This is a genomic window from Rhodococcus sp. p52 (genome assembly GCF_000763325.2).
In the GTDB taxonomy this organism is placed as follows: domain Bacteria; phylum Actinomycetota; class Actinomycetes; order Mycobacteriales; family Mycobacteriaceae; genus Rhodococcus; species Rhodococcus pyridinivorans.
Genome location: NZ_CP016822.1, coordinates 23,854 through 47,178, shown reverse-complemented (window position 1 = coordinate 47,178; position 23,325 = coordinate 23,854). Strand labels below are relative to the sequence as shown.

Below are 23,325 nucleotides of genomic sequence, written 5' to 3'. Positions count from 1 at the left end.
ACCGTCCGGAAGGCTGCCGGGCTCACTTCACCAGAGCTAGTGCCCTGGGCACCGTTCACGATGCCAGAAATTTTCAGACTGTGCAAACACCCAATTTTCGCTGGGAGAATCGCTCGCAGCACGCGCCTGGTGCTCCGGAGAGGAGAATGCTGCAGGCCCGGATGATTCGGCACCTCGTAGGACCAGGTCAGTCTGTTACCGGATCACGCAGCAATCCCTAAAGGTGTCAGTCGTCACTGGTTAAATGGGATTTCGAAGGGAGAACAGATGGCTCTGTACTACACCGAACAAGACTTGTTGACGTACGCCGAGGGGCGTACAGCAAGCTCGGCAGCTGATGCTTTAAGTAGGTTAGAAAAGTCTGCGCTAGGAGGATTCGATGTATTCCTCAGTCATAGCGTTCGGGACGCTCGCCTTATTTTAGGATTGCGAAATTTGCTGCGGAAGCAAGGGTTGAGCGTATACGTCGACTGGATAGAGGATCCTCAGCTGGATCGCACTCAAGTATCATCTGCCACGGCAGCCCGCCTTCGGGACCAGATGCGCGTGTCGAGAACGATGATCTATGCAACTTCAAGGGCGGCCTGCGAATCGCGGTGGATGCCGTGGGAGCTCGGATACTTCGACGGTCTACGGAATGCTGAGCGTATTTCGATTCTCCCCATCGAGAGCTCAGTCAAGTACGACGACTTCGTGGGGCAGGAGTACTTGGGGCTGTATAAGGTCATCGAGAAGGTTGAAGTATTGCCCTACGGGACGACAGAGCCATACGCTGTGCTCCCTTCGGGTCTGCGCGGGGAGCCGATCAAGTCTTTTGCTCGTACTGAGGGACGATACGAGGACCTGGAGCGTCGATGAGTTCCTCGCAAGTAAATCAGAACGACCATCATAAGCATATGGAGTTCGTCCAGTCGATAATAACCAGGTTGGCGAACAATTCTTTCTTGCTGAAAGGATGGTCGCTTACTCTGGTTTCGGCTCTCATGGGATTTGCGGTAGCGCATGACCATATTTTACTCGCCGCCGCTGCTGTTCTTCCCGCACTCGTTTTTTGGATACTGGACACCTACTACCTGAGGCAGGAGCGCGCATTCCGAAACATATATGATGCAGTCGCAGCGGGCACCGTCAAAGACTTCAAAATTAATCCGCGACGCTACGTGCCTAGACACTCATGGTGGGCCGTGGCATTTTCGGTAAGTTTGAGTCTTTTTTATGGTGCAATGATTGTTCTGATCTTCCTTGTGACTCTCACTCTCGCACTTCTATCTCCAGCCGAAACTAATCCGTCCCCCTACGAAATCCGCGTGACAACCGAGGGAGGTTTGCAGACCGGCGTACCTGATAACCCGGAACCCACCCTCAATGACAGTGCAACGCCGCTCCCACAGGTACCCATGCCCGCCCCCCAACCCAGCGAGACCTTTTCCCCGCCACCGTCGTAGGGGGGGAGGGGTAGGGTCTCAACGCGACCGTGTCTTTCGGAATGTCAACCGAGCTCATCAATCGATGCTCGTATGGTCGAGGCGATGGAATCGAGCTCCGCATCCGACCAGTCTGCATCGGGCGGCCAAAGCTCAGGAATGCGGTCGCCCATGTGGCGCGGCACCACATGAATGTGGAGATGAAAGACTGACTGGCCAGCAGCCACTCCATTCGACTGGATGATGTTCATGCCCTCGGCTTGAGTTGCGCGGGCAACCGCTGTTGCAACGCGACGCGTAGCATCGGCCAGCACATGTCCGGTGTGCTCATCAATCTCCCAGATGTTGCGCACGTGAGCCTGTGGCACGACGAGGGTGTGCCCTGGGACCGCAGGCACGTCCGGAAGGAAGGCAATGACGTCCGCGGTGCGCATAATTTCTCGTGCAGGTCCTCGGCGTGCAGCGATAGCACAGAACGGACATAGGTGTTCGGGATTCTCACTCTTGTTCATGGTCGTCGATAGCCCTGAGTGGCCCACGTTGCGATGTTTTTTTGAATCGCGGCGTAAATGTCATTGCTCGTAGGAGCGAAGCGACCAGTGTAATCGGCTGGGTCGTAGACGGGAACATAGTCGGCATATGTCCTACTGCTGTCGGAAAAACCGAACTGCGCAAACGGATTCGCTCCAGGCTGATCCGTGATTCCTGCGGAATTCTTGAGGCCATGGATGCACACACCGAGTAGCGGCTTTTTGATCGCCCAGGCGCGTTGGATCTCGTAGCGAACGAACTTCCGCGAGGCGGTCTCCGCTCCGATCATCACGATGACCGCCTGCTTGTAGTTCATCTGCTTGTCGATCCACTCCTCGACGGCCTTGTCTCCTCTGCGCTTGACCTGTTCCCAATCTTGCGCTGGCAGCTCGACCTGTTCATCCAGTGCTCCCATCCTCAAGACTTGCTGGACTCGCCAATGGTCTCGCTGGTAGTGGAAGCTAACAAAAGAGGATCGAGACACATGCACTCCTGTTCGAATCTTTTGGTCGAACCCTGTTAGGCCGAGCAACTCAGCTCATATCCTACGAATCCGGGCCGATATCATTGGTCCGATAGGTGCATGGAGGGCTCCTCGTCCAGCCAGTAGCCTTCGTCAACTCACCGTGCCCCACCTCATTGGATGGGGCACGTTATGGCCACTGTTCGTGCCCAAGTGGTGCCCCGTTGAGTTGGTCACGGCGTTGCCGCCAGTCGGGTAGGTGCTGGTTCATCAACGTGGTGAAGTGTTCACCATGATTGCGTTCGAAGTAGTGCATCATTTCGTGCACGACGATGTATTCGAGACAATCGGGGTGTTTTTTGGCGAGTTCGACGTTGAACCACAGGTGCCGGGTCTCGCGATTGCACGAGCCCCATTTCGTTTTCATCCGCCGAATCGTCCACTGCGGCACACTCACCCCGAGCTCACGCTCCCACTTGGAGATCAGGTCGGGGATCACCTGGCGTAGCTGTTCGCGGTACCAGTGGTCCAGATACTCGCGCCGCTTGTCGGCCGAGGTGCCGGGGGGTGTGTAGAGCAGCAGGCGGGCGCCGTCGATCTCGACGTGCGCTCGTCCGGGGCGTTCGATGACGGTGAGGCGGCGCCGTATCCCCCAGATGTAGTGGGATTCGCCAGTGACCATCTCGCGTTCGGATTGCCGCTGCGCGGAGCGGAGTTTGTCGCGTTGGCGTTTGATCCACGTCAGGCGTTGGATCACCGCCAGGCGGACCTGGTCGTCGTCGAGCCTCATGGGGGCGGCGACCCGCACCCGACCTAACGGTGGGTAGACGCCGATGTGGAGGTGTTTGATGTCCTTGTAGATCACATCGATGTCGATGCCGCGCACGCTCAGGTAGGCGTTAGTGGTACTCATCGCGGGCCTTGATCAGGTCGAATAGCTCGTCCATCCGGTCGAAGTCCGGGGGCAGAACCTTATGGAGGGCGCGTTTGACGACTTTTTCTTTCATGGGGTGGCCGACCCAGTCGTGGGGTTTGCTGGTCAGGATCGCGGTGTCGATCTGGATCGGTGTGGCCGGATCGTCGAATCCGAAGTCGATCAGGGCGCGGCGGGGGCCGTTGTCGGCCCACTCGGGGTAGGTGGTGCCGGAGTCCTGGGTGCCGATCTTCTTGGCGGTGTCGATCAGCTGGGTCAGGTACTGCTGGTAGTCGAGGGCTTGGCGGCGGCGTTCGTCGAGGATCGCGTCGAGCAGGGTGCTCATGGAGTCGTAGTACTTCGGGTTCAGGGCGTGTTCGTCGACGATCACCTGCCGGATGTTGTTGACGATCGTCTCCGCCACCGCCTCGGGGTCTTTCTTGATCCCCGGTGGGAGGGTGTCGATGGCCCCGGTGCCGTGCTGGACGATGAGCTCGATCAGCCCGGTGTCGGCGAAGTTCGCCACGATCTGGGAGGCGCCGGCTTGGATGTAGGTGTCGAGCAGGTACCGCATCCCGGCCTCGTACTGCTTGAAGTCGATGTTCTCGCCGGCACCGAGTTTCACCTCGGCCCGCACATCGACGTAGTGGGCGACCTCTTGGCGGATCGTGTCGGCTTCGGCTGGGGTGTAGCCGGCCTCGGTCATCTCGTTGGCGAGGTTGCCGTACGCCCGCACCGCGGCGGCGATCGACTTGTACAGCTCGACGCGTTTGGGTTCATTCGCCTTGAGCTGGTCGGTGTTTCCGGGCTCGAGCGCACAGAAGTACTGCTGATACTGCAGCGTGTTCTTTGGTGGGGCGACGGGTTCGACGAGTGCCCGGACGCGTTCGAGGGCGTCGTCGAGTTTCTCGCGGGCTTTGTCGATGCGGTCCGACAGCAGCCCGTCGATGTCGGTTTTCTCGTAGCCGTCCAGGGCGCCGGAGGTGTAGTCGGTGATTGCAGATTCGAGGGAGTTGAACAGGTCCTGGTAGTCGACGACGTAGCCGTAGTCCTTGTCGTCCCCGTCGAGCCGGTTGACGCGGCAGATCGCCTGGAACAGGCCGTGGTCGCGCATCTTCTTGTCGATGTACAGATAGGTCGCCGACGGGGCATCGAAGCCGGTCAAGAGTTTGTCGACGACGATCAGCAGCCGCATCTGCCCGGGATTTTCGCGGAACTGGCGCTTGACGGCCTGCTCGAACGCCTCGACCTTGGCCGGGGTGGCCACCGTGTCGACGGGTTCGCCGAAGAAGTCGGCGAGCATCCGCCGGTAGGTGTCGTACTGGAAGCGTTTTTCAGTGTCCCCTACCCCGGCGTCTTCCTTCGCCACATCGCTCGCGTTGGGGGTGTAGCTGGTGACGATGGCGCATTTGCCTTTGAAGCCCGCGGCGACGAACATGGCGTAGAACTTGCAGGCCTGGTAGATGCTCGAGCCCACCAGCATGGCGTTGCCGCGACCGTCCATCAGGCGGGGTTTGGTTTCCATGTCGAGCAGGATGTCGGAGACGATCTTCTCGGCCCTCGACTTGCTGGTGAGGACCTTCTGCAGGGTGCCCCACCGTTTCTTCAGCTCCGCCTTCGACAGGTCGGTCATGCCCTTGGTTTTCGCGTCGAACCACGCGTCGACCTGGGCTGGGGCGGTGAGCTGTTGGTCGATGTGGCGGGCCTCGTATCGCAGATCCAGCACCACCCCGTCGGTGACGGCCTCGTCGAACTTGTAGGTGTGGATGAACGTACCGAACGTTTCGATGCTGGTGGCCTTGTCCGCCTTGAGCAGCGGGGTGCCGGTGAACCCGATGAACATCGCACCCGGCAACAGCTGTTTCATCGCCTCGTGCATCGCCCCCGATTGGGTGCGGTGTGCCTCGTCGACGAACACGAAGATGTTGCCCTTGGCCTTGAAATCGTTCGGGACGGTGGCGCGCAGTTCTTGGATGAACTTCGCCGTGGCCTCCTCGTCGGCGTCCTTGCCGGTGTCGGTGCCGCGGAACTTGTGGATCAGCGAGCAGATCAGCCAGTGCTCGCTGGTATTGAGGGTGCCGATCAGATCCGCGCCACTGGTGGTGCGATAGACCTGCTCGTTGACGCCCTGGAAGACTCGTTCGATCTGTTCGTCGAGTTCGGTGCGGTCGGTGATCAGCAGCACCCGCGGGTCCAGCTGGTTCTCCCGGATCCACTTCGCCAGCCACACCATCGTCAAGGACTTGCCCGAGCCCTGGGTGTGCCAGATGACGCCGCCCTCACGCTGGGCGATCCGTGCCTGAGCGGCCTTGACCCCGAAGAACTGATTGTGCCGGGGTGCCTTCTTCACCCCGGTGTCGAAGACGATGAAGTCGTGGATCAGCTCGAGCAGCCGCTCCTTGCCGCACAGCTGCACCAGCCCGCGGTCGAGAGGATCGGGGATCTCGGAGGGTTCTTTCCACTCCAGCCAGTACTTTTCCGGGGTGTCGAGCACCCCGTAGCGCAGACCTTCGACGTCGTTGCCGGCGAACACGAACTGCACTGTGGAGAAGAACGAGCCGATGAACTCCGGGCGCTGATTGCCGATGCTCTGCCGAATTCCCTCCGACACCGCTACCTTCGAGCGTTTGAGTTCCAGGGTGGCCAGTGCCAGCCCGTTGACGTACAGCACGAGGTCGGGGCGTTTGGTGTGCTGGCCGGCGACGGTGACTTCCTCGGCGATCGCGAAATGGTTTGCGTGCGGGTTCTTCCAGTCGATCAGCCACACCGTCTCGGTCTGCTCGCCGAACCCGGGGCGCACCTTCACCCCGTAGCGCAGCAGCCCGTACACCTCCCGGTTCGCCTCGTACAGGCCGTGCCCGGCACCGACCGCTGCGGCCTTGCCGAGCTGATCGAGGGCCCGGTTGATGAGCGGGGCGTCGTACCCGCGGGCCTTCAAGCTGGCGGTCAGCAACGCGGTTTCGATGTTCGCGTTACCGGCACGCGTGGCCCAGTTCCCGAGATACTCGTAGTCGAGCTGATCACGGAACAGCACCACCACCCGGTCCTGTGTCTTCCGCTCGACTTGCCCGACATCACTCATGAACCCGCCTCTACCTCCGCCTCGTCGACCCATCGGGCCAGCACACTCAGGGCTGCGAGGTATTCGAGCGCTTCCTGCTCGCTCAGTTCCTGGTCAACTTCATGGCTGAGTGGATTGCGGATGCCAGCGAATATGCCTTCAGCCAGACTCATCGCGCCTCGCTGTACTGACTTGTAGGTGTCGCTTCCATCGTTCTCCATTCGACGTAGGCGCGCCTTGGCCGGCTTCGGATCCTCAAGAGAGAACGTCTGTTTGAACAGGTCGGTCTCGCTGATATCGCGGCGACCTACCTTATTCTGTGTCTCGGCATTGAGCTTTCGAATCGCACCACCGACAGCCTCGCGATAGTGACCCGATTGCCAAAGGGATCTGGCCCCATCCCACACCCAGGTATGCAGCCGGGCAGCAGAAAGTTCCGGGGCATTATCACCGAGGTTCTGCCTTATCTCCTCATCACGGACCAGCTCTTCACGGGCCCGGATTGCAGCCTCACGATGCCGTGTCCAGCGGTTGCTCTTCGAATTCTCGATGGCGGTAAGCCAATCGGGAATGACACGGTCGAGAATCTTCTCGATGACCTGGGCCTGTCTCGCGACGTCAGCATCGGATGCAGCTGTGTAGTTTTGGGAGGTGAAGACGGCTATACCGCCATGTGAACCGCTTCCGTTGCGCATGACCGTCTGTTCGATGAACTTGTCGAGTTCTTCAATTGCCCACTCAATGTTCATGCCGCAGGCTCCGCCAGCAATCGAGTGCGTCCAGTAAGTAGCTGTTGCATCATGCCTGTCTTTACAGCACGAGCCTTTGCAAGCCGTGCCTCCAGCAAGTCAATTTCGTCGTCGGCATCCTGGAGGGCATTTGCAATTGCTACTTGCTCGCGCTCACTAGGGACCTCGATCTCTAAAGATAGAAAGCGATCTTTAGGGATATTCTTCATGCTCCCGCTGGTGCCAGTCGCCATCCCTCGAAGACAACTTGCACCAGAGTCTGAGGCAAAGTGGTATGTGAGCCAACGCATGTCAGTAACGGTTCCGCGTTTTGCTCTAGCCATCCAAAGGCGGTCCGGCAGAAAAAGTTCGAGACGCGTCTCCCGAACGTACCCAACTTGACCAACAAGCGCAGGGGTATTCATTCGGCTGATGACGAGGCTTCCCCCAAGGGGGTTACAGCGAGCACGAGGAATATCGGCGGGCAAAATTGGTTTCGATTCGCTCGGTATGAATTTACCGTTCTCTACACACGATGTCTTCAAAATCGAGCCTCTACCGGTAGTCGCAGTAGTCGAGCGAACGCTGACACCGGCAGCCAAGCCGTCTACTAGATCTGAAACTTGTCGCAGCTTCCATGCCCCGACGAACCCAGGCAGGCGTGTACGTCCGGTGAGGAGCTGCTGCATCATGCCCTGCTTGATCGCCTGCTTCTTGACGATGAGCCGCTCAAGGGTGGCGATCAGGTCGTCAATGTCCCACAGTGCGGCAGCGATGCGTTTCTGCTCCCCTTGATTGATGGGGATCCTGATATTCAGACCCTTTACAATGTCCGTATTCACGTTCATCTGAGAGCCAGACTGGCCTGCCTCGCGCAGTTTACCTTCGGATGCTTTTAGTAGATAGAGCAAGAATTTTTGATCTACCTTCAGGTTCTCCAAGGCTACAAAACCGTCATGGATGCATGTTGGAATTCCGGTTATCACCGGGACGCCAACTGTAGCGGCGATACTCATGATCAGTGTGCCACGCGCAAGGTACCGACTTCGAGCTATCCCATCAGACGATAATGCCTGCGTAGTTTGGAGGAGTGTCCGTCCATCAGATCGGTTTACGTCAGCAATTCGGACCCAACGAACATCGCTTCCGCTGTCGAACCACCTCGCCGATGCAATCGGACGAGGAGAAGCGCCACGGGACACGGACGCCACCGAACCGATCGTCGTCTCTTTCCATTCAGCCACAACCGTCATTAAGTCGAAACCCCCATTGCAGCTAGGTGTTCGGCAACCTTGGCTTCAAGTTGATCGAGCTCGGCATCGAGATCTGGGACGGTTGCCGCATAGCGTTCGCCGAGTTGTTGGATGCGCGCGACCAGGTCGAGGGTGAGCGCTTCGACTTCACCTACCACGCGGTGCACGATGGTTGCCTGCCATTTGTCGTCGAGCACGAGTGTTTTGATGTCGTTTTCGGTGAGGTCGCCGTATTTTTTGAGCGTGGCGAGGTCGAGTTCGTTCTGGGCTTCCTTGACGGCTTTCTTGGCGGTGGCTTCGGCGTTGTACAGCTCGATCGCCTGCTGCAGTGCCTCGATCTCCTCGGGATCACCACCCTTCTTGATCGCCTTCAATCGTCCGGCGACGAGGGCTTTGGAGATCTTGTCGTCGCCCATGGCGTCGGCGAGCAGTCCGTCCTCGACGGCGTGTTCTTCGAGGTATTCCTCGACGGCGCGGGTGGCCTCGTCGGCGGCGGCGGTGAGCTCGTCGATTCTGGCCTGTGCGTCGGCGAAGTAACGGGCGACGATCAGCGCCGGCGGGATGAGGTCCGTCTTGTATTTGGTGGCGCCGCGCCCGGAGCCGACGACCAGGTCGGGGGTTTCGGAGAGTTTGCGGTCCTTGTCCTCGATGGTCTGGCGGGGTCGGGCGGCAGCGTGCCAGCCGTCGGCCAGGAGCAGGTAGACGTCGTCGTGCATGACCTCGTGCCAGTAGGTCATGAGCTGTTCGTAGATGTCGTATTCGTCGAGTAGTGGGATGGGTTTGAAGCGGGCCAGCAGGTCGTCGCCGAGGGCGGCGATCAGGTCGTTCGGTGTGGTGTCTTCGTCGATAGCGGCGAGTGTGTCGCGGTGCGCGGCGAACCAGTCGGTGGTCAGTGTCCGGGCTTCGTCGGTGAACTGCTGGAACTCGGTGGAGTCGAGGATGGCCTGCTGGACCTGGCTCACGTCGATGGCCAGGTCGCTGTAGCCGAGGCGGTTTGGGGTGAAGAGATGACCGCGTAGCTGGGGGAAGGCGTCCCAGTAGTTGCTGAGGGCGTCGAGGTCGCGGTCGGGGATGCCGCCGTGGAGGTGGGCGTGCAGATCTTGGAGGTCTTCGGGTTCGGAGGAGTCAATGTAGCGGGGGATGTTGAGGTTGTAGTCGTTTTTCGGATCGGCGATCTCGCGAAGCGGCACCATGCGGGAGTAGCGGTCGATCTCGATCTGCTTGGTGAAGGTGTCGACGATCTTGTGAAGGTCCTGGCTGCGCAGACGGTTCTTGTTGCCGTCCTTCATAAAACCTTTGGAGGCGTCGATCATGAACACCCCGGTGCGGGCCGGGGCGTTCTCCTTGTCGAGGACGACGATGCAGGCCGGGATGCCGGTGCCGTAGAACAGGTTCGCCGGCAGCCCGATGACACCTTTGACGAAGCCGTGTTGGAGCAGGTTGCGGCGGATCGTCGCCTCGGCGTGGCCGCGGAACAGCACCCCGTGGGGCAGGATGATCGCGGCCTTGCCGGTGCTGTTGAGGGACTTAAGCGCGTGCAGCAGGAAGGCGTAGTCGCCGTTCTTCTCCGGGGGGCGGCCGTATTCGAAGCGGCCGTAGTCGTGCTCGAGGCCGTTGCTCCAGGATTTGACCGAGAACGGCGGGTTCATGACGACGAAGTCGAAGGTCCGCAGTTGGTCGTTGCGGGTAAACTGCGGGTTGGTGAGGGTGTCGCCCTTTTCGATCTCGGCGATCTCGTTGCCGTGCAGGATCATGTTCATCTTCGACAGCGCCCAGGTGGCGTTGTCTTTTTCCTGGCCGTAGATCGTCATGCCACGCGGGGCCTCGGCGGCGGCTTTGAGCAGCAGCGAGCCGGACCCGCAGGCCGGGTCGTAGACGGTGTGGTCCTGGCGGGGGTGCGGTCCGATACCGACAACCTTGGCGAGGATGCGAGAGACCTCGGCGGGGGTATAGAACTGGCCCTTGGACTTGCCGGAGTCGGTGGCGAAGTGGCGCATCAGGTACTCGTAGGCGTCGCCGAGCAGGTCGTCGCCCTCGGCACGCGAACCCCGGAAGTCCAGGTCGTTGAAGATGGTGACCAGCTTGGAGAGCCGGTCCTGCATCTCCTTGCCCTTGCCGAGTTTTTCCTCGTCGTTGAAGTCGGCCTGGTCGATGACGTTGCGCAGACCGTTGGCCTCGGCCAGCGCGGCGATGATCTTGTTGAAGCGGTCGCCGATCTCCTTGTCGCCTTTGGCGGCGAGCATGTCGTCGAACGATCCGCCCTCCGGCACGTCGATCAGGCTGTTCGGATCGGTCTTGGCCTTGTCGGACACGTACTTCACGAACAGCAGCGTCAGGATGTAGTCCTTGTACTGGCTGGCGTCCATCCCGCCGCGGAGCTGGTCGCAGCTTGCCCACAACGACGAGTACAGATCGGACTTCTTGAGCGCCACGGTCGCCTTCCTGTCGTGCCTGCGGATCGTTCGTCGACGGGTGCCGCCGAATCGATACCGTTCGAACCTGCATTGAATCGTGCCACCCCGACAAACCCCTCGGGGACGGGAGTTGCCTCCAGAACGCCTCTCCACCGGCGCCCGTCCCATCTCGGCCCTCCCAGCCTGCGGGCCGGCGTGCACCACCTCGGCCGAGGTGAGTACCGGTTCAACATCCCTCCAGCACTGCCATCAGGTCCTTGAGCAGGGCGTCGGTGCGGTCTTCGATCTCATCGAAGACCTCGGCGAGATCCTCAAGGTTCTCGTGGTCGCGGCGTCGGGATGCAGTGCCGTGTTCGTAGTAGTCGGGGTCGAGGTCGATCTGGGGTTCGACCCAGACCTCGGCGTCGTCCGGAGGACACACCGGCAGCACCTTCCGGACCGGAGCATGGCCGGACAGATGCGCTCGCACCAGGGTCGATACCGAGTGCGGGGTCATCGGTTGCGCGTGTGGGAGGTGTCCCCAGCGGTCGATCGGGCACAGCAACGGCTGGCGCGCCTGTTCGGCATCGAGCGGGTCGGCGATGATTTCGGTGGGGGCGGTGAGGTGATGGCGCAGCAGATGGGTGCCCGGGTACTGGTCGAGGAACGTCTGGATGTTTGCCCACCGTCGATAGATCGCAGCTGGATCGCATCCGGTCTCGGGATCGGGTACGAGCCGGAATTGTTCGCCGGACCGGGTCGTGACCATAAGTGTGTCGCCGTCGAGGCGGAGGTCGCGGCGGCGTAGCCGGGTGAGGTCGGTGAAGTTCATGCCGGTGGCGGCAAGGACCAGCAGCAGCGCGTCGCGACGGCCGAACAGTCCACTCGACCAACCCTCGGTGGGTAGCTCGACCGCCCGCTGCCTCAGCAGGCGCTCGATCCGGTCGAGGCGCTGGGCGCGGGCGGCATCGAGGTGCCGGCGCACCGTCTCGGTGCGCCCCGGCGGCGGGTAGCCGTGCCCGGTGTGGACGGCGTTGATCGCCGACATCCGGCGCCGCTGCGTTGCGGCCGTAGCGGGGTGTTCGTGTAGGAACAACGCCAGGGTCTGAGGCGCAACAGGGGTGGGTTGGTGGTCCGCAGCGGCACACCAGTCGGCGAACAGCATCCAATCGTGCCGGTAGCGGGCGGGGATCCGCAGGCCGAGGTTGGCATCGCGAACATCGTTGTGGTGGAACGCTTCTCGGTCGATTCTGGCCATCGCGGTCACAATCCGAGATTGGTCACGGCGTTGCCGATGAGCGGGGCATGTTCGCGGGCGTAGGTTTCGAGCATGGCGGGGGGACTGTGCCCGGTCTGGCGCATAATCGCGTGCGCACTGGCACCGTTGCGGAAGGCCTGGGTGACGAACCCGGCCCGCAGCGAATGCCCACCCAACTGTTGCACGATGTCGGCGTCGTAGCCGGCCTGAGCGGCGCGGCGCCGGATCACCTGGTGCACCGCCGCCCCCGACAACGCGGTCTCGGAGAGGTTGCCGTTCTTGCGGATCGATCGCAAGAACGGCGAGGACGGCACCATGCGCGGCCGCACACCGCGGCACACATGCGCTTCGAAGGGTTCCGCGCCCCGGAGCAGCCGGATGACGGCGGGGCGGCCCCCGGTGTCGAAGGCGGCGACGACCTGTGCCCACCGCATCCACGCACAGGGCGGGCAACTGGTGTGGTTGTGGGTGAACGGCAGCGCCCGGACACTCCCCCGCCCTTCCTGATCCGTCTTGGTCTTGCGCAGGCGGATGTGCAGGCCGTCGAGCCGGTGCAAGGACACGTCACTGCAGGCGAGGGCAACAAGTTCGCTGCGCCGGAATGCGCCGGCGAAGCCGAGCAGCAGAATCGCACCGTCGCGGCGTTCGAGGACCTCCGCGGCCCAGCTGCTGCTGTCGGCGCGCATCTTGTCGACGATGGTGATGATGTCGGCGGTGAGCAGCGGCGCCCGGGGAGTGCGGGGCCGCTCCCCCGCCGTCGCGTAGTCGCGGCGGATCCCGGACAAGGTCGCGGCGACCAGCTCGTCCGCCCCGGGGGCGGGATGGCCGGCGCGGCGGTGGTGGTAGCCGATCCCGGCGACCCACCGCGCGAGGGTGGCCGGCGAGTAGGCCCGCTCCCCCGCCTCCGTCACCGTCGAGGCGGCGCCCAGCAGGTAGGCGGCAACGGTGAGCGGATGCGCCGGCAACGCCGCGTGACCTTCGCGCTGGCACCAGGCGGTGAAGCGTTGCCAGTCGGCGGCGTAGTTTCGCCGGGTCGACTCGGACCGCGACCGCGAGACGGTCCCCGCCATTTTGGTGAGGGTTTCATCCGGCAACACCGGCATGGCGGGGTCTCCGAAGGTCGGGACAGGCACGGACACGTCGTCGGAGTGGCTCGTGAGCAGGTGGTCGGGCACGAACACGGAGCCTACCCCCCGGCACCGACGCTCTCGAGCAGGAAAACGCGCTCATCTGCGGTTTCGAACTTGATGGTGCGCTAATGGCAATTATCGGCACTGACCCCGCACAAACCATGACTGACATAGCACCAGGGCGAAAATCCGCCCGGTTTATCCAGTTGTTTGTGTCGAGATGCGGCGAAGATTAGCGAGATGGACGGGGCAGATTAACTGGGCCGTCCGCAGCTTTATAAGGCTTCTGAGCTGCGGTTTCCCGGAATGAAACCTTGACTGGCGCGCTCGTCTCACCGAGCCTCTGTCAATCTGTAGCGGCGTGTCCTGTCAATCTTCACTGCATCTCGACAGTTTGTAGGTTCCACTGTCCTTTGCCATTTGATCTGAGGCATCGTCGGTGTGTCTGAGGCAAGTACAAGGTTTTTGCCACTAAGTTGAGGCAGACCGTTCCCCACCTGCGCGTTCAGGAGGCTGGTGCCTTGGCTGGTGTCGCTGCCGTAGGGGCTGGGGAGGATTACCAGGTCGAGTTCATAGGCCCGGATGGACAACGGTGTGAGGTCCCGTTGTCGTCGTGTGCGACCGTGCGGTTCGAAGACGCCTCGCCGGTGCGCGGATTCCCGTCGTATCGGGGGCAACGGAGCTTTCCAGGCCTGTGGTGGTCGGCTACGACGGGTTCGCATGTCGGGTACGAGTCCTGGCTGGAGCGGGACTGGCTGATCGCCTTCGACTCAAGTCCTGAGGTGACGGGGATCGGTTCTCAGCCGTTTCGGTTGTCGTGGCGAGCAAAAAAGACCAAACGGCACACCCCCGATTACTTCCTGCGGCTGCGTGACGGCGGAGCAGTGGTGGTGGACGTGCGGGCCGATACTCGGATCGACGCCGAGGATCAGGCGGTGTTCGACACGACCGCGGCGGTGTGTGAGTTGCTCGGTTGGCAATACCGCCGTTTCGGTGAGATGGATCGGGTGCGGGCAGCAAACCTGCGGTGGTTGTCGGGCTATCGGCACCCGCGCTGCCGACGGGTGGGGCTGGCACCGAAGCTGGTCGAGAGCTTCGCTGTGCCGCGGCCGCTCTTGCTCGGCGCCGAGGACGTAGGCGATCCGATCGAGGTGCTGCCGACCCTGTTTCAGGCCAGTGATCTCGAGGACGCGCTCGCCAGCGTCGACGCGGCGATCCGGAAGATCGACTCGACCTCGAGGTGGTCGCCGCCAACCGTGGCGGAATGAACGGCATGGACGGCTTCATCGCCGAAGTCGCAGAGGTCGGCGTCGGCAATGCTTGCCGCTACATCCGTGGTGGGGACGCTGTCTACCAGTGGATAAATGACAACGGCCCTGTGGACCTGATGCGTAGCGGCGTGAAGATCCAGCAGAAATTCGTCGCGGCCGGTGGCCGCTTCGGCCTCGGCGCGATCACCGAGCACCTCCACAGGTATCCCGACTTCGTCGCCAGCGGCGGGAAATACCAGATCCCCCGCGACCGCTTCGAGGTGATCCAGAAGCTGCACGCCATGCCACGCGAGGGAGCCGGCACGCTCCTGACGCGAGGCGGCGACGGTCCGTCGCTCACGGATTGGGAGCGGGTCCAGGTCTTTTTCGGCGAGGGATCTGTCGGCATCGGGTCGCTCGAGCCCTCCCACCTGAGGTACTCCGAGGTTCAAAAGGGCGCCTATCAACTGACGCTGGACACGGAGGAGGATTCCCTCCGCTCCACCGACCAGTCCCTACGGGACGATGCCTACCACAGAGGCCGGCCGACTCTGCGGGAAGGCGCGAAAGCCACACTGGCGGCCGCCGCCATCGAGGGCGGGCCGCTTTGGTGCTGGCCGAGGTTCGGAGAGAGCAGGTTGCGGAACCGATTGTCTCGGAATTGCGGCCGCAGCACGCCGAGTCCGTGCCCGAAAGGTACGATTTTCCCTGGTCAGCGGTGGGTTCAGGAAGACCCGGCACGGCGCCGGGTCTAGTGTGCGACGACGTGAATACACGCACGAGCGCGTGGCCTGCTCCGCTGCGGCGGGTCGGCGCGCAGGTGATGCGCAGCCCGGCCCGGGTGGTGGCATCGAGTTTCGCTCTCGCCCTGCTGGTGGGGACCGCCTTGTTGTTGGTGCCGGCCGCGACGCAGTCCGGGGTCGGTGCGGGAGTGTTGCCGGCATTGTTCACCGCGACGTCCGCGGTGTGTCTGACCGGGCTGATCGTCGTCGACACCGCGACCTACTGGTCCGGATACGGGCACGCGGTGATCGTGGCGCTGATCCAGGTCGGGGGATTCGGCATCATGACGATGGCCTCGCTGATCGGCTTGGTGCTGGCCAACCGCATCGGGCTGCGGGCCCGGCTCAACGCCGCCGCAGAGGTCCGCACCTCCGGACTGGGGGATGTCCGGTCCGTGATCGTCGGGGTGGTGCGTACCAGTGTGCTCATCGAAGCGGTCGTGGCGACGGCGTTGGCGGCCCGGTTCGTGATCGGCTACGACGAATCCGTGCCGCGGGCGGTGTGGCTCGGGGTCTTCCACGCGGTCTCGGCGTTCAACAATGCCGGGTTCGCGCTCTACAGCGACAACATCATCGGCTTCGCCGACGACCCGTGGATCTGCGTGCCGCTGCTGGTCGCGGTGGTCCTCGGCGGGATCGGTTTTCCGGTGTTGTTCGAGATCGGCCGGCATCTACGCGGCCGCAGCCGCCGGTGGTCGCTGCACACCCGGTTGACGGTGACGGTGACCGCGGTGTTGCTGGTGCTCGGCCCGCTGCTGGTCCTGCTTCTCGAGTGGCGCCACACCCTCAGCGGCCACCCGCTCGGGGCGAAACTGCTGATCGCCACCTTCCAAGGGGTCATGCCGCGCACGGCCGGGTTCAACAGTGTCGACTACGCCCAGATGGACGAGGCGACGCTGCTGGTGACCGATGTGCTGATGTTCATCGGTGGCGGCAGCGGCGGCACCGCCGGCGGCATCAAGGTCACCACCTTCGCGGTGCTGCTGTTCGTCATCGCCGCCGAGGTGCGCGGGGAGAAATCGGTGACGATCTTCGACCGGCGCATCGACCCCCGGGTGCAACGCCAAGCCCTGTCGGTGGCCTTGATCGGGGTCGCGCTGGTGGTGATCCCGACCCTGGCCCTGCTCGCCGGCACCGGATTCGATCTCAACGCGCTGCTGTTCGAGGTGATCTCCGCGTTCGCCACGGTGGGACTGTCCACCGGCATCACCGCGCAACTACCGGCCTGGGGACAGCTGATCCTTGTCGTATTGATGTATCTGGGCCGGATCGGTCCGATCACGCTGGTCAGCGCGCTGGCCGCCCGGGAGAACAATCGCCGTTTCGAACGTCCCGTAGAAAGGCCCTTCATTGGCTAGAAACCCCGCCGCTGACGTCGTCGTGGTCCTCGGTCTGGGCCGGTTCGGCAAGTCGCTGGCGCTCGAGTTGATGGCGCAAGGCACCGAGGTGCTCGGCATCGACTCCAGCGAAGCGGTGATCGACAAGGTCTCGAATCGGCTCACCCATGCCGCGGTCGCCGACACCACCGACGAGGAGTCCCTGCGCCAGCTGGCGGTACAGGAATACGGCCGGGCGGTCGTGGGGATCGGCTCCGATCTCGAAGCGAGCCTGCTGACGGCGTCGGCGCTGATCAACATGGCGGTGCCGAACGTGTGGGCCAAGGCGATCAGCAATGCGCACGCAAAGATCCTCACCCAGATCGGAGTGCATCATGTCGTGCGGCCCGAGCACGACATGGGCAAACGCGTCGCGCATCTGGTGCGGGGCCGGATGATGGACTACATCGAGTTCGATGACGGTTTCGCCATGGTCAAGACCAGCCCGCCGGCGTTCATGGTCGGCCAACCCTTGGCGCAGACCACCATCCGTAGCCGGTACAAGGTCACGGTAGTGGCGATCAAACGACCCGGCGAAGGGTTCACCTATGCCACCGCCGACACCATCGTCGCTCCGGGCGACACCATCATCGTCTCCGGTCAGGTCCGTGACACCGAACGTTTCGCCGAGCTGACCTGAGCCCCGACTCCTCCTCGGATTGGGGGGATGAGTCACAGCGAACCGATCAGGATCAGCAGCGGCCGGATCGTTCGGCGGTACCAGAATGCCGAACCCGAACGAAGACACAGTCGGGTCGTGCACCGACCGGTTCACCGAGGAGCGGCCAGTCCGGTCTCCGAGGTCTCTAAGCTGACGGGCATGACTGGGACAGTCCTGTGAGCGGCCGACGGATGGGTGCGTTCGATCATGCCCGGTAAGTTGCGGGTGCCGCTGCGGCGTTCGGACACCCTCACCGACCGTCCCGACTTCGCGCTCGTGGGTGTGCTGCGCGTACCGCAGGAGCTCACCAGTCCGGGCCGGGCGATCGTCCGCCGAATCGGGTACGCCCTGGCCGCGCTGATGGTGGCAGTGGTCGTGGTGTATCTGGGTCGGGACGGCTACCGCGATGTACAGGACAATCCGTTGTCGCTGCTCGACTGCATCTACTACGCCACCGTGTCACTGTCGACCACCGGCTACGGCGACATCGCACCCCTGACACCGCAGGCCCGGCTGACCAACGTCCTGGTCATCACACCGCTGCGGGTGTTCTTCCTGATCGTGCTGGTCGGTACCACCTTGTCGGCGTTGACCGAAAGTTCACGGCAGGCGTTCAAGATTCAGCGGTGGCGTCGGCGCACCCGCAGTCACAGCGTGGTCGTCGGGTACGGCACCAAGGGCCGCAGCGCTGTCGATGCCCTGCTCGCCGATGGACTCCCTCCGTCGGAGATCGTGGTGGTCGACACCGATCCGATCAGTCTGGACATCGCGTCGCGCCAGGGCCTGGTCACCGTGCAGGGTTCGGCCACCAAGTCGGATGTGCTGCAACTGGCCGGGGCGCGGCATGCCGCCTCGATCGTCGTGGCCGTCAATCGTGACGACACTGCGGTGCTGGTGACCCTGACCGCCCGCCAGCTCGCCCCCCAGGCACGCATTGCCGCCGCGGTCCGCGAGTCGGAGAACACCCATGTGTTGCGCCAGTCCGGTGCCGACACCGTGGTGGTCTCGGCCGAGACGGCGGGCCGGTTGCTGGGGCTTGCTCCCACGACGCCCACGGTGGTGGAGATGATCGAAGACCTGCTGACCCCGGAGGACGGTTTCGCGGTCTCCGAACGCGAGGTCGCACCCGACGAAGTCGGCCTCCCGCCACGCCAGTTGCCCGAGATCGTGCTCGGTGTCGTCCGTGACGGACAGTTGATCCGGGTGGATTCTCCCGAGCTCGTCGTCGTCGCCGCCGACGACAGGCTGCTGTATCTGCGCGTGGAGTCGAACTGATACCGGTTGCGCGAGAACTCCGGTAGCGGCACGCACTTCGGTGCAGGTGTCCTGCTCCTACAACAAGGGGGCACGATGGACTGGTCCCTGAGGGACTTACGATCTGCACCGGAGGCACAATGACCGACGATATGACCGGAGCTCCTTACCGCAACGGCGTTGGCAGCACCGCCTTGATCGCCGGTATCGCGGCGGCGGTGTTCGCTTTCGTGCCGTTCGTCGGGGACCTCGTCACCGTCCCCGCCGGGGTGATCGCCGTGGTATGCGGATGGATCGGCCTGAACCGCGTCGACAAGGGCCTCGCGTCGAACCCACGCGAGGCCCTGCTCGGCGGCGGGCTCGGCGTGGCCGCCTTGTTTGTCGTCTTCCTCGTCTTCGCCGCGACGTCCGCCGGCTGATGCCCGCCGTGCGCTGCGGTCCACGCATGTCGATGTGCGGTACGGTCGACAAACATTAGGTGACACTAAAAGTCACGATGGCTCTTCGGCTGACCCTCGACACCTGTGATGTTTGACGATCCCCAAACAGCACACTCCGAAACGGCCTGGCACTCGATCGCATCCTGCCGAATCGAGTCGCCGGACCGTCCTGTTTAACCGTCCTGCATCTGGATCTCGTATCGCTGACCCAAACAGTGCGGTGGTCGCCTCAGGGTTGGAATCCTGATCGGATATGCCCGATGCAGCACCGCGGGCCAAGATCTGCGAGCCCAACGCACGGCCCTCAAACGCCTCGGAGCCCGCGACGACCGGATCTACACCGACAAGGGCTACACCGTCGCCGACGCCCACACCTACGCCGTCCGCAGCTAGAGTCACGGCGTCGAAGGGGCCGCGACTGCTCGAACCCGGTGATCCCCCAGGTCACCGAGTTCGGGCCGAGGCCCCGCAAGGGATCTTCGGACCGAGAGTTGGGCAGTAGCGGCCCCCCGGACTCGCTGGACGGGACTGTAGCGCATCCACCAGACACCACCGACCATGATCACGAAGGGTGGACTTCGGTGTTGTTGGGCCACCTCCGCCGCGCTGCCTCTACGGGCCACCGAGCGGGCTCCGATCCCATCCCCGACCCGGTCATTCGAAGGCAAGCCGGCGCGCAGCGGTGGCGCGGCAGCACCAGATTCAGAGGCCGGCCGATCCGAGTCCGCGAACGAGGACGTGCGTGCCGCTCGCGGACGCCGCAGAACCGCGGCCAGGACGAACAGTGATGCGATCGCCGCAAACCGAGACCTGGACCGGGTGAGCCGGCCGCAAGAAACCCCGCCGCCAACAATGCGTCGAGCACCGCCAAGAGCAGACAGGTACCGAATCCCGCACGACCGAGCAGCATCTTCTGTACACCCCCATCACTCCCCCATCCTGTGGCCGTGTCCAGCACCTCGATGCCGGACACGGGCCACCTTCGGTGTCCACCGAAACGAGCGTCGCTGCCGCGCCGCCCTGCACAACAACTCCGAGAAGGCGCCCTTCTGGCCATCCGATTTTGACCTGCGGTCCGCTTCGCACAACCCCCGGCGCTGCGCGGCCTGGTGGCCCGGAAAATTCTTTCCCCCGCTTCGCTCCTCGAAAGATTTTTCCGTCCGGGGGTTGCACTCCCGCGGCCCTGTGCAGGTCGTCATCTCCTTGCCAGAAGGGCACCAAGAACAGGCGGGCCGAGTAGCTCCGCCCCGACACTGAGGAGGCGGCTCATGACCGAGCCCATCAAGATTGACAACACCGGCGAGATGATCGCTGCCATCCCGGCCATGCTGGGCTTCGTGCCGTCGCAGTCGGTCGTGCTGGTCTTCCTCGCGGGAAACCGGCTATCCCACATCGCTCGGATGGACTTCGGCGAGATGGACCATCCGCTCGTCACCGCTGCGATCAACCGCTCCAATGACACCGAGGGCGTGTACGTCATCGTGGTCGCCGAAAGCCGCACCTTCCACGAGGTGCTCGACGAGTCCGAGCGGGTGATCGCCATGCTGCTCGGTGCCGGAGCCGATGTGTGGGGCAGCTTCTACACCCCGAGCATCCGCGGCAGCGAGACCTGGACCGACATGCGTGGGCTGTTCGAGACCGGCACGGTCCCCGACCCCGCCACCACCGAGGTGGGCGCCGCGACCGTACTCAACGGCCGCACCATCGCCCGCGACCGCTCCGAGCTCACCGCCCGCTACCGCCGCAAGGACTCAGTGACCGTCACCGATCGCCGACGCGCCCGCGCCGCGAAAGAGACGATGGGAGAGGAGTTCGCGAGCAGCATCATCCGCGAGCTGGCCGAGCTGGTAAGCACCCGCACCACCCCCGACTCCGCTCTCGCCGCACGAGTCGGACTGCTGCTCACCACCGACATCCACGCCCGTGACGCCATCTTGGGACTGGCGGTGATCGACCCGAACGTCGCCTCCGAAACGATGGAAGCGATCGCCAGCAAGCTGCGCACCCGCGAGCGTGTGGCAGCGTTGACCGTCGCCGGGTTCTTCGCCTACGTGAACTTCCAGGGACCGGCCGCCGGAAGCGCGTTCACCGCCGCCCGAGAGGAAGCGACCCAGCACCCGCTGTGCGACACCCGGATGCTCGGACTGCTCGAGCAAGCCCTCACCGCAGGGCTGCACCCGACAATGATTCGCAAGCTCGCAGGCACCGGAGTCCGTATCGCCCGCGAGAAGTTCCGCGTCGAGCTCCCCGCGCCCAGCGGCGACTGGATCTGACAGCACAACACGGGCGAGGCCCCCGGAATCCCTAGTTCCGGGGGCCTCGCCCGTTGCGCTGGAGCGTCGGTCAGGCATCGAGCCTGACCGACGCTAGCGCACGTCCTACAGCGCACAGCATAACCACGCGCACGCCGTCAGAGACCGTCGCGCTCCGCATCGTCGGGGAACACGAAATCGACCGCCGACGGTTGCGACCGGGACACACTCTCACCGCTCACGATCGCTTTGAGCTCGCTCTCACTCGGACGGATGTCGTGCTTGATCGCGTCGTACAACTGCTTTTCTACGTGTGACCGTTCCACCATATTGACCCTCCTGCCGGCCTGGAGTCTGCTCCTGCGCGTCGGGATGCGGAGGTCGGGTCACTGGTTCCGACCCGTATCTGTGTTCTACAGGCTGCTCGCGCGTTCTGCGCACGAGCCAAGCTTCCTGTCACGCGCGGATCGTCGATGTTCTCCGCGCGACTGATTCTCTTCTTTAGTCGGCTACCTCGACGAAACTTGGAGGTCCAAGGCGACCAGGCTGCTGCGCTCAGTTCGATTGCCGCCTCCTGGACAAGATCGGCCAACCGACGATCGATCCCTGCATCCTCCTCGTCCCCGCCGCCTGCCTCCCAGTTTTCGTTGCTCTCCCACCAAGCGGTGTAGGCGAAAATCGTGTATTGCTCGACAACCCGCTGCGGAATTTGGGAGACCAAGGCGGCAGCTTCCAGTTCACGGATGCTCTCGCGGAACCCTGGACCGATTGTGGTCGTACTCGCCCACCGCACGGTCTCGGTCTGCGCCAAGTGCTTCAGCACCTCGCTTCTCAGCTGGCGACGTTGCTGTGCGCCGATGAGGTACTGGCCGATAAACGAGCCAATGCCCAGTGCACTGATGACAGAAGCGATAGCGGGTATGTCCACCACGAAATCGTAGTAGTGCTGCGGAAAAGACGAGGTCGCACCCATGCAGCACTGCTGATCGCCTCAGAACAAGGTGCCTTGACAATCACCCGGATTGGTCTTGGCATGGAACAACGCAGCTTCGTCGTAGCCGTTGCGCAGTGCTTCACGGATAGCGACAGATCGCTCGTAGCGTGAGCGCCCTTGACCGTCGAGCAACGCATGACCAGAAAGTCTTCCCTGGGCGATCGCGTAACGCACGTTCTCACTGTGCGTGGACTCCACCAAATGCCCCAACCCGACACGCACGCACAACGGCTCGTTGCACTTGTGCTCGCACACCACATCCGGTGTCAGAGGCCCGTGCACCAGCTCCACCGAGAAACGATGCGCAAGCATCGTGCGTTGCCGGTTCTCACGCTGGAAGTTGAACCGCCCGTACCCGTCGGGCGCACTGATCGCACCGACCCAGTACCAACACGTCGGGGACTTGACGACCTTCGACCAGAACGCCGCGATGTTCGCCTTCGACGGTCGCAGCGAATTGTCCACCACCCGGACCCGCCGCGGCCGTTCCTCCGACTCCTCAGCAACGAACTCGACGTCGAGATCCGGGAACCCGATGTCGAGCGCGGGTTCCACATCGTCAGTCATGACCGCAGCATCACGACGCCGCAGGCACCGTCTGCTGATCGTCGGACGACGGTGCATCCGACTCGGCGACATCGGCGGCACCGAGATCTGCCTTGGCTTGCATGATGAGCTTCTTCGCTTCGCGGGTGCTCACGCCGAGCAACGGTGCCAGCTCCGACGCCGAGGCGCTGCGACTGAACGTCACGATCGCTTCCGCGTACTCGCGCAGCAGCGACGATTCCTGCTCGCGCTCCTGCGGAGTCAACGTCTCCGTGCCGGCTTCCATCTCCCGCTGGATCTCGGCGATCTTCGCCGCGTACTCCTCTTGGATCTTCTTGATGCGACGATCCCGGGTCTGCTCGAGCCGTTCGATCTTCTTCAGCGGAGCCTGTGCCCGCGAGGCGACCGTTACTTCGAGCTTGGACAGCTTGTCCGTCGCTTCATGGATGGGGCCGGCCAACGCTTCGAGTTCCGCCTGACGAGCGAGCAGTCGCTCCCGTTGACGGCGGGCGTTTTCCCGAACGTTCGGCGTCGTGTGCGGACGAAGTGAGCGGCGAGATGCCGGTTGGGAAGTCGAAGCCATAGGCCGGAAGTGTAGCGGCTCGCGCCGGTCGCG

The 23,325-nt window shown here is 63.1% G+C and carries 22 protein-coding genes and 1 pseudogene; 10 read left to right on the top strand and 13 right to left on the bottom strand.

Annotated features, from left to right (window positions below):
• The first annotated feature begins 267 nt into the window (after positions 1–267).
• Both IM25_RS27710 and IM25_RS26295 read left to right on the top strand, forming a co-directional pair.
• Positions 268–858 (top strand): TIR domain-containing protein, encoded by a 591-nt coding sequence (locus IM25_RS27710; protein WP_084295204.1) that lies wholly within the window; start codon positions 268–270, stop codon positions 856–858.
• Positions 855–1,445: a hypothetical protein gene (locus IM25_RS26295; RefSeq protein ID WP_157127034.1), complete on the top strand. Its 591-nt coding sequence runs from the start codon at positions 855–857 to the stop codon at positions 1,443–1,445. The genes IM25_RS27710 and IM25_RS26295 overlap by 4 nt, the downstream gene beginning before the upstream one ends.
• 44 nt (positions 1,446–1,489) lie before the next feature.
• On the opposite strand, the gene IM25_RS24865 is transcribed toward IM25_RS26295, so the two are convergent.
• The 9 genes from IM25_RS24865 to IM25_RS24830 form a co-directional block, all read right to left on the bottom strand.
• Entirely contained in the window at positions 1,490–1,936 is a 447-nt protein-coding gene (locus IM25_RS24865) for an HIT family protein (RefSeq protein WP_033098626.1), read from the bottom strand.
• Positions 1,933–2,439: a TIR domain-containing protein gene (locus IM25_RS24860; protein WP_019287553.1), complete on the bottom strand. Its 507-nt coding sequence runs from the start codon at positions 2,437–2,439 to the stop codon at positions 1,933–1,935. Before IM25_RS24860 ends, IM25_RS24865 begins: the two co-directional genes overlap by 4 nt.
• A 169-nt stretch (positions 2,440–2,608) precedes the next feature.
• Entirely contained in the window at positions 2,609–3,331 is a 723-nt protein-coding gene (locus IM25_RS24855; RefSeq protein WP_033098627.1) for a M48 family metallopeptidase, read from the bottom strand.
• On the bottom strand, positions 3,318–6,413 hold the full coding sequence (locus IM25_RS24850; RefSeq protein WP_065996630.1) for a type I restriction endonuclease subunit R: 3,096 nt from the start codon (positions 6,411–6,413) through the stop codon (positions 3,318–3,320). The genes IM25_RS24855 and IM25_RS24850 overlap by 14 nt, the downstream gene beginning before the upstream one ends.
• Complete coding sequence (locus IM25_RS24845; RefSeq protein ID WP_033098629.1) at positions 6,410–7,141, bottom strand: TIGR02391 family protein; 732 nt, start codon at positions 7,139–7,141, stop codon at positions 6,410–6,412. Before IM25_RS24845 ends, IM25_RS24850 begins: the two co-directional genes overlap by 4 nt.
• On the bottom strand, positions 7,138–8,373 hold the full coding sequence (locus IM25_RS25855; RefSeq protein WP_084295202.1) for a restriction endonuclease subunit S: 1,236 nt from the start codon (positions 8,371–8,373) through the stop codon (positions 7,138–7,140). The genes IM25_RS24845 and IM25_RS25855 overlap by 4 nt, the downstream gene beginning before the upstream one ends.
• A complete protein-coding gene (locus IM25_RS24840) occupies positions 8,373–10,805 on the bottom strand; it encodes a type I restriction-modification system subunit M (protein ID WP_084295200.1) in 2,433 nt (810 codons plus the stop codon). Before IM25_RS24840 ends, IM25_RS25855 begins: the two co-directional genes overlap by 1 nt.
• Positions 10,806–11,013: 208 nt before the next feature.
• Positions 11,014–12,024, bottom strand: a complete 1,011-nt coding sequence (locus tag IM25_RS24835; RefSeq protein WP_033098644.1) for a hypothetical protein — start codon at positions 12,022–12,024, stop codon at positions 11,014–11,016.
• Positions 12,025–12,029: 5 nt separating this feature from the next.
• The gene (locus tag IM25_RS24830) at positions 12,030–13,199 is read right to left on the bottom strand and encodes a site-specific integrase (RefSeq protein ID WP_065996639.1); all 1,170 of its coding nucleotides are present in this window, start codon (positions 13,197–13,199) and stop codon (positions 12,030–12,032) included.
• 578 nt (positions 13,200–13,777) lie between these two features.
• Here IM25_RS24830 and IM25_RS26590 point away from each other — a divergent pair.
• The 8 genes and pseudogenes from IM25_RS26590 (at position 13,778) to IM25_RS24800 (ending at position 21,190) form a co-directional block, all read left to right on the top strand.
• Entirely contained in the window at positions 13,778–14,422 is a 645-nt protein-coding gene (locus IM25_RS26590; RefSeq protein WP_084295198.1) for a TnsA-like heteromeric transposase endonuclease subunit, read from the top strand.
• Positions 14,419–15,159, top strand: coding sequence for a hypothetical protein (locus tag IM25_RS26585; RefSeq protein ID WP_019288851.1), 741 nt, complete (start codon positions 14,419–14,421; stop codon positions 15,157–15,159). Before IM25_RS26590 ends, IM25_RS26585 begins: the two co-directional genes overlap by 4 nt.
• Positions 15,160–15,227: 68 nt before the next feature.
• The gene (locus IM25_RS24820) at positions 15,228–16,544 is read left to right on the top strand and encodes a TrkH family potassium uptake protein (RefSeq protein WP_050993449.1); all 1,317 of its coding nucleotides are present in this window, start codon (positions 15,228–15,230) and stop codon (positions 16,542–16,544) included.
• Complete coding sequence (locus IM25_RS24815) at positions 16,537–17,202, top strand: potassium channel family protein (RefSeq protein WP_084295194.1); 666 nt, start codon at positions 16,537–16,539, stop codon at positions 17,200–17,202. The genes IM25_RS24820 and IM25_RS24815 overlap by 8 nt, the downstream gene beginning before the upstream one ends.
• A gap of 228 nt (positions 17,203–17,430) precedes the next feature.
• Entirely contained in the window at positions 17,431–18,498 is a 1,068-nt protein-coding gene (locus IM25_RS24810; protein ID WP_033098631.1) for a potassium channel family protein, read from the top strand.
• A 119-nt stretch (positions 18,499–18,617) separates the two neighbouring features.
• A complete protein-coding gene (locus tag IM25_RS24805; RefSeq protein WP_019288855.1) occupies positions 18,618–18,896 on the top strand; it encodes a hypothetical protein in 279 nt (92 codons plus the stop codon).
• A gap of 261 nt (positions 18,897–19,157) precedes the next feature.
• A pseudogene (locus IM25_RS25845) lies at positions 19,158–19,274 on the top strand (recombinase family protein); the annotation flags it as partial.
• Positions 19,275–20,185: 911 nt separating this feature from the next.
• Positions 20,186–21,190: a DUF4192 domain-containing protein gene (locus IM25_RS24800; RefSeq protein WP_033098632.1), complete on the top strand. Its 1,005-nt coding sequence runs from the start codon at positions 20,186–20,188 to the stop codon at positions 21,188–21,190.
• A 137-nt stretch (positions 21,191–21,327) separates the two neighbouring features.
• On the opposite strand, the gene IM25_RS26285 is transcribed toward IM25_RS24800, so the two are convergent.
• The 4 genes from IM25_RS26285 to IM25_RS24790 are packed head-to-tail and all read right to left on the bottom strand — an operon-like array spanning position 21,328 to position 23,292.
• Positions 21,328–21,498 carry a hypothetical protein gene (locus IM25_RS26285; protein ID WP_019288673.1) on the bottom strand — a complete coding sequence of 57 codons (171 nt, stop codon included), beginning with the start codon at positions 21,496–21,498 and terminating at the stop codon, positions 21,328–21,330.
• Positions 21,477–22,142 (bottom strand): hypothetical protein, encoded by a 666-nt coding sequence (locus IM25_RS26280; RefSeq protein WP_157127033.1) that lies wholly within the window; start codon positions 22,140–22,142, stop codon positions 21,477–21,479. The genes IM25_RS26285 and IM25_RS26280 overlap by 22 nt, the downstream gene beginning before the upstream one ends.
• 18 nt (positions 22,143–22,160) lie before the next feature.
• Positions 22,161–22,730: an HNH endonuclease gene (locus tag IM25_RS24795; RefSeq protein WP_033098633.1), complete on the bottom strand. Its 570-nt coding sequence runs from the start codon at positions 22,728–22,730 to the stop codon at positions 22,161–22,163.
• A 10-nt stretch (positions 22,731–22,740) separates the two neighbouring features.
• Entirely contained in the window at positions 22,741–23,292 is a 552-nt protein-coding gene (locus IM25_RS24790; RefSeq protein ID WP_033098634.1) for a hypothetical protein, read from the bottom strand.
• Between the last annotated feature and the right edge of the window lie 33 nt (positions 23,293–23,325).

Bases quoted from the DNA above. Each gene is read 5' to 3' on its own strand.
- IM25_RS24795 (WP_033098633.1), bottom strand. From the start codon at position 22,730: ATGACTGACGATGTGGAACCCGCGCTCGACATCGGGTTCCCGGATCTC.
- IM25_RS25855 (WP_084295202.1), bottom strand. From the start codon at position 8,373: ATGACGGTTGTGGCTGAATGGAAAGAGACGACGATCGGTTCGGTGGCG.
- IM25_RS26585 (WP_019288851.1), top strand. From the start codon at position 14,419: ATGAACGGCATGGACGGCTTCATCGCCGAAGTCGCAGAGGTCGGCGTC.
- IM25_RS26285 (WP_019288673.1), bottom strand. From the start codon at position 21,498: ATGGTGGAACGGTCACACGTAGAAAAGCAGTTGTACGACGCGATCAAG.
- IM25_RS24800 (WP_033098632.1), top strand. From the start codon at position 20,186: ATGACCGAGCCCATCAAGATTGACAACACCGGCGAGATGATCGCTGCC.
- IM25_RS24835 (WP_033098644.1), bottom strand. From the start codon at position 12,024: ATGGCCAGAATCGACCGAGAAGCGTTCCACCACAACGATGTTCGCGAT.
- IM25_RS24810 (WP_033098631.1), top strand. From the start codon at position 17,431: ATGCCCGGTAAGTTGCGGGTGCCGCTGCGGCGTTCGGACACCCTCACC.
- IM25_RS24790 (WP_033098634.1), bottom strand. From the start codon at position 23,292: ATGGCTTCGACTTCCCAACCGGCATCTCGCCGCTCACTTCGTCCGCAC.
- IM25_RS24805 (WP_019288855.1), top strand. From the start codon at position 18,618: ATGACCGACGATATGACCGGAGCTCCTTACCGCAACGGCGTTGGCAGC.
- IM25_RS24850 (WP_065996630.1), bottom strand. From the start codon at position 6,413: ATGAGTGATGTCGGGCAAGTCGAGCGGAAGACACAGGACCGGGTGGTG.
- IM25_RS27710 (WP_084295204.1), top strand. From the start codon at position 268: ATGGCTCTGTACTACACCGAACAAGACTTGTTGACGTACGCCGAGGGG.
- IM25_RS26295 (WP_157127034.1), top strand. From the start codon at position 855: ATGAGTTCCTCGCAAGTAAATCAGAACGACCATCATAAGCATATGGAG.
- IM25_RS24845 (WP_033098629.1), bottom strand. From the start codon at position 7,141: ATGAACATTGAGTGGGCAATTGAAGAACTCGACAAGTTCATCGAACAG.
- IM25_RS24855 (WP_033098627.1), bottom strand. From the start codon at position 3,331: ATGAGTACCACTAACGCCTACCTGAGCGTGCGCGGCATCGACATCGAT.
- IM25_RS24865 (WP_033098626.1), bottom strand. From the start codon at position 1,936: ATGAACAAGAGTGAGAATCCCGAACACCTATGTCCGTTCTGTGCTATC.
- IM25_RS26280 (WP_157127033.1), bottom strand. From the start codon at position 22,142: ATGGGTGCGACCTCGTCTTTTCCGCAGCACTACTACGATTTCGTGGTG.
- IM25_RS24820 (WP_050993449.1), top strand. From the start codon at position 15,228: ATGCGCAGCCCGGCCCGGGTGGTGGCATCGAGTTTCGCTCTCGCCCTG.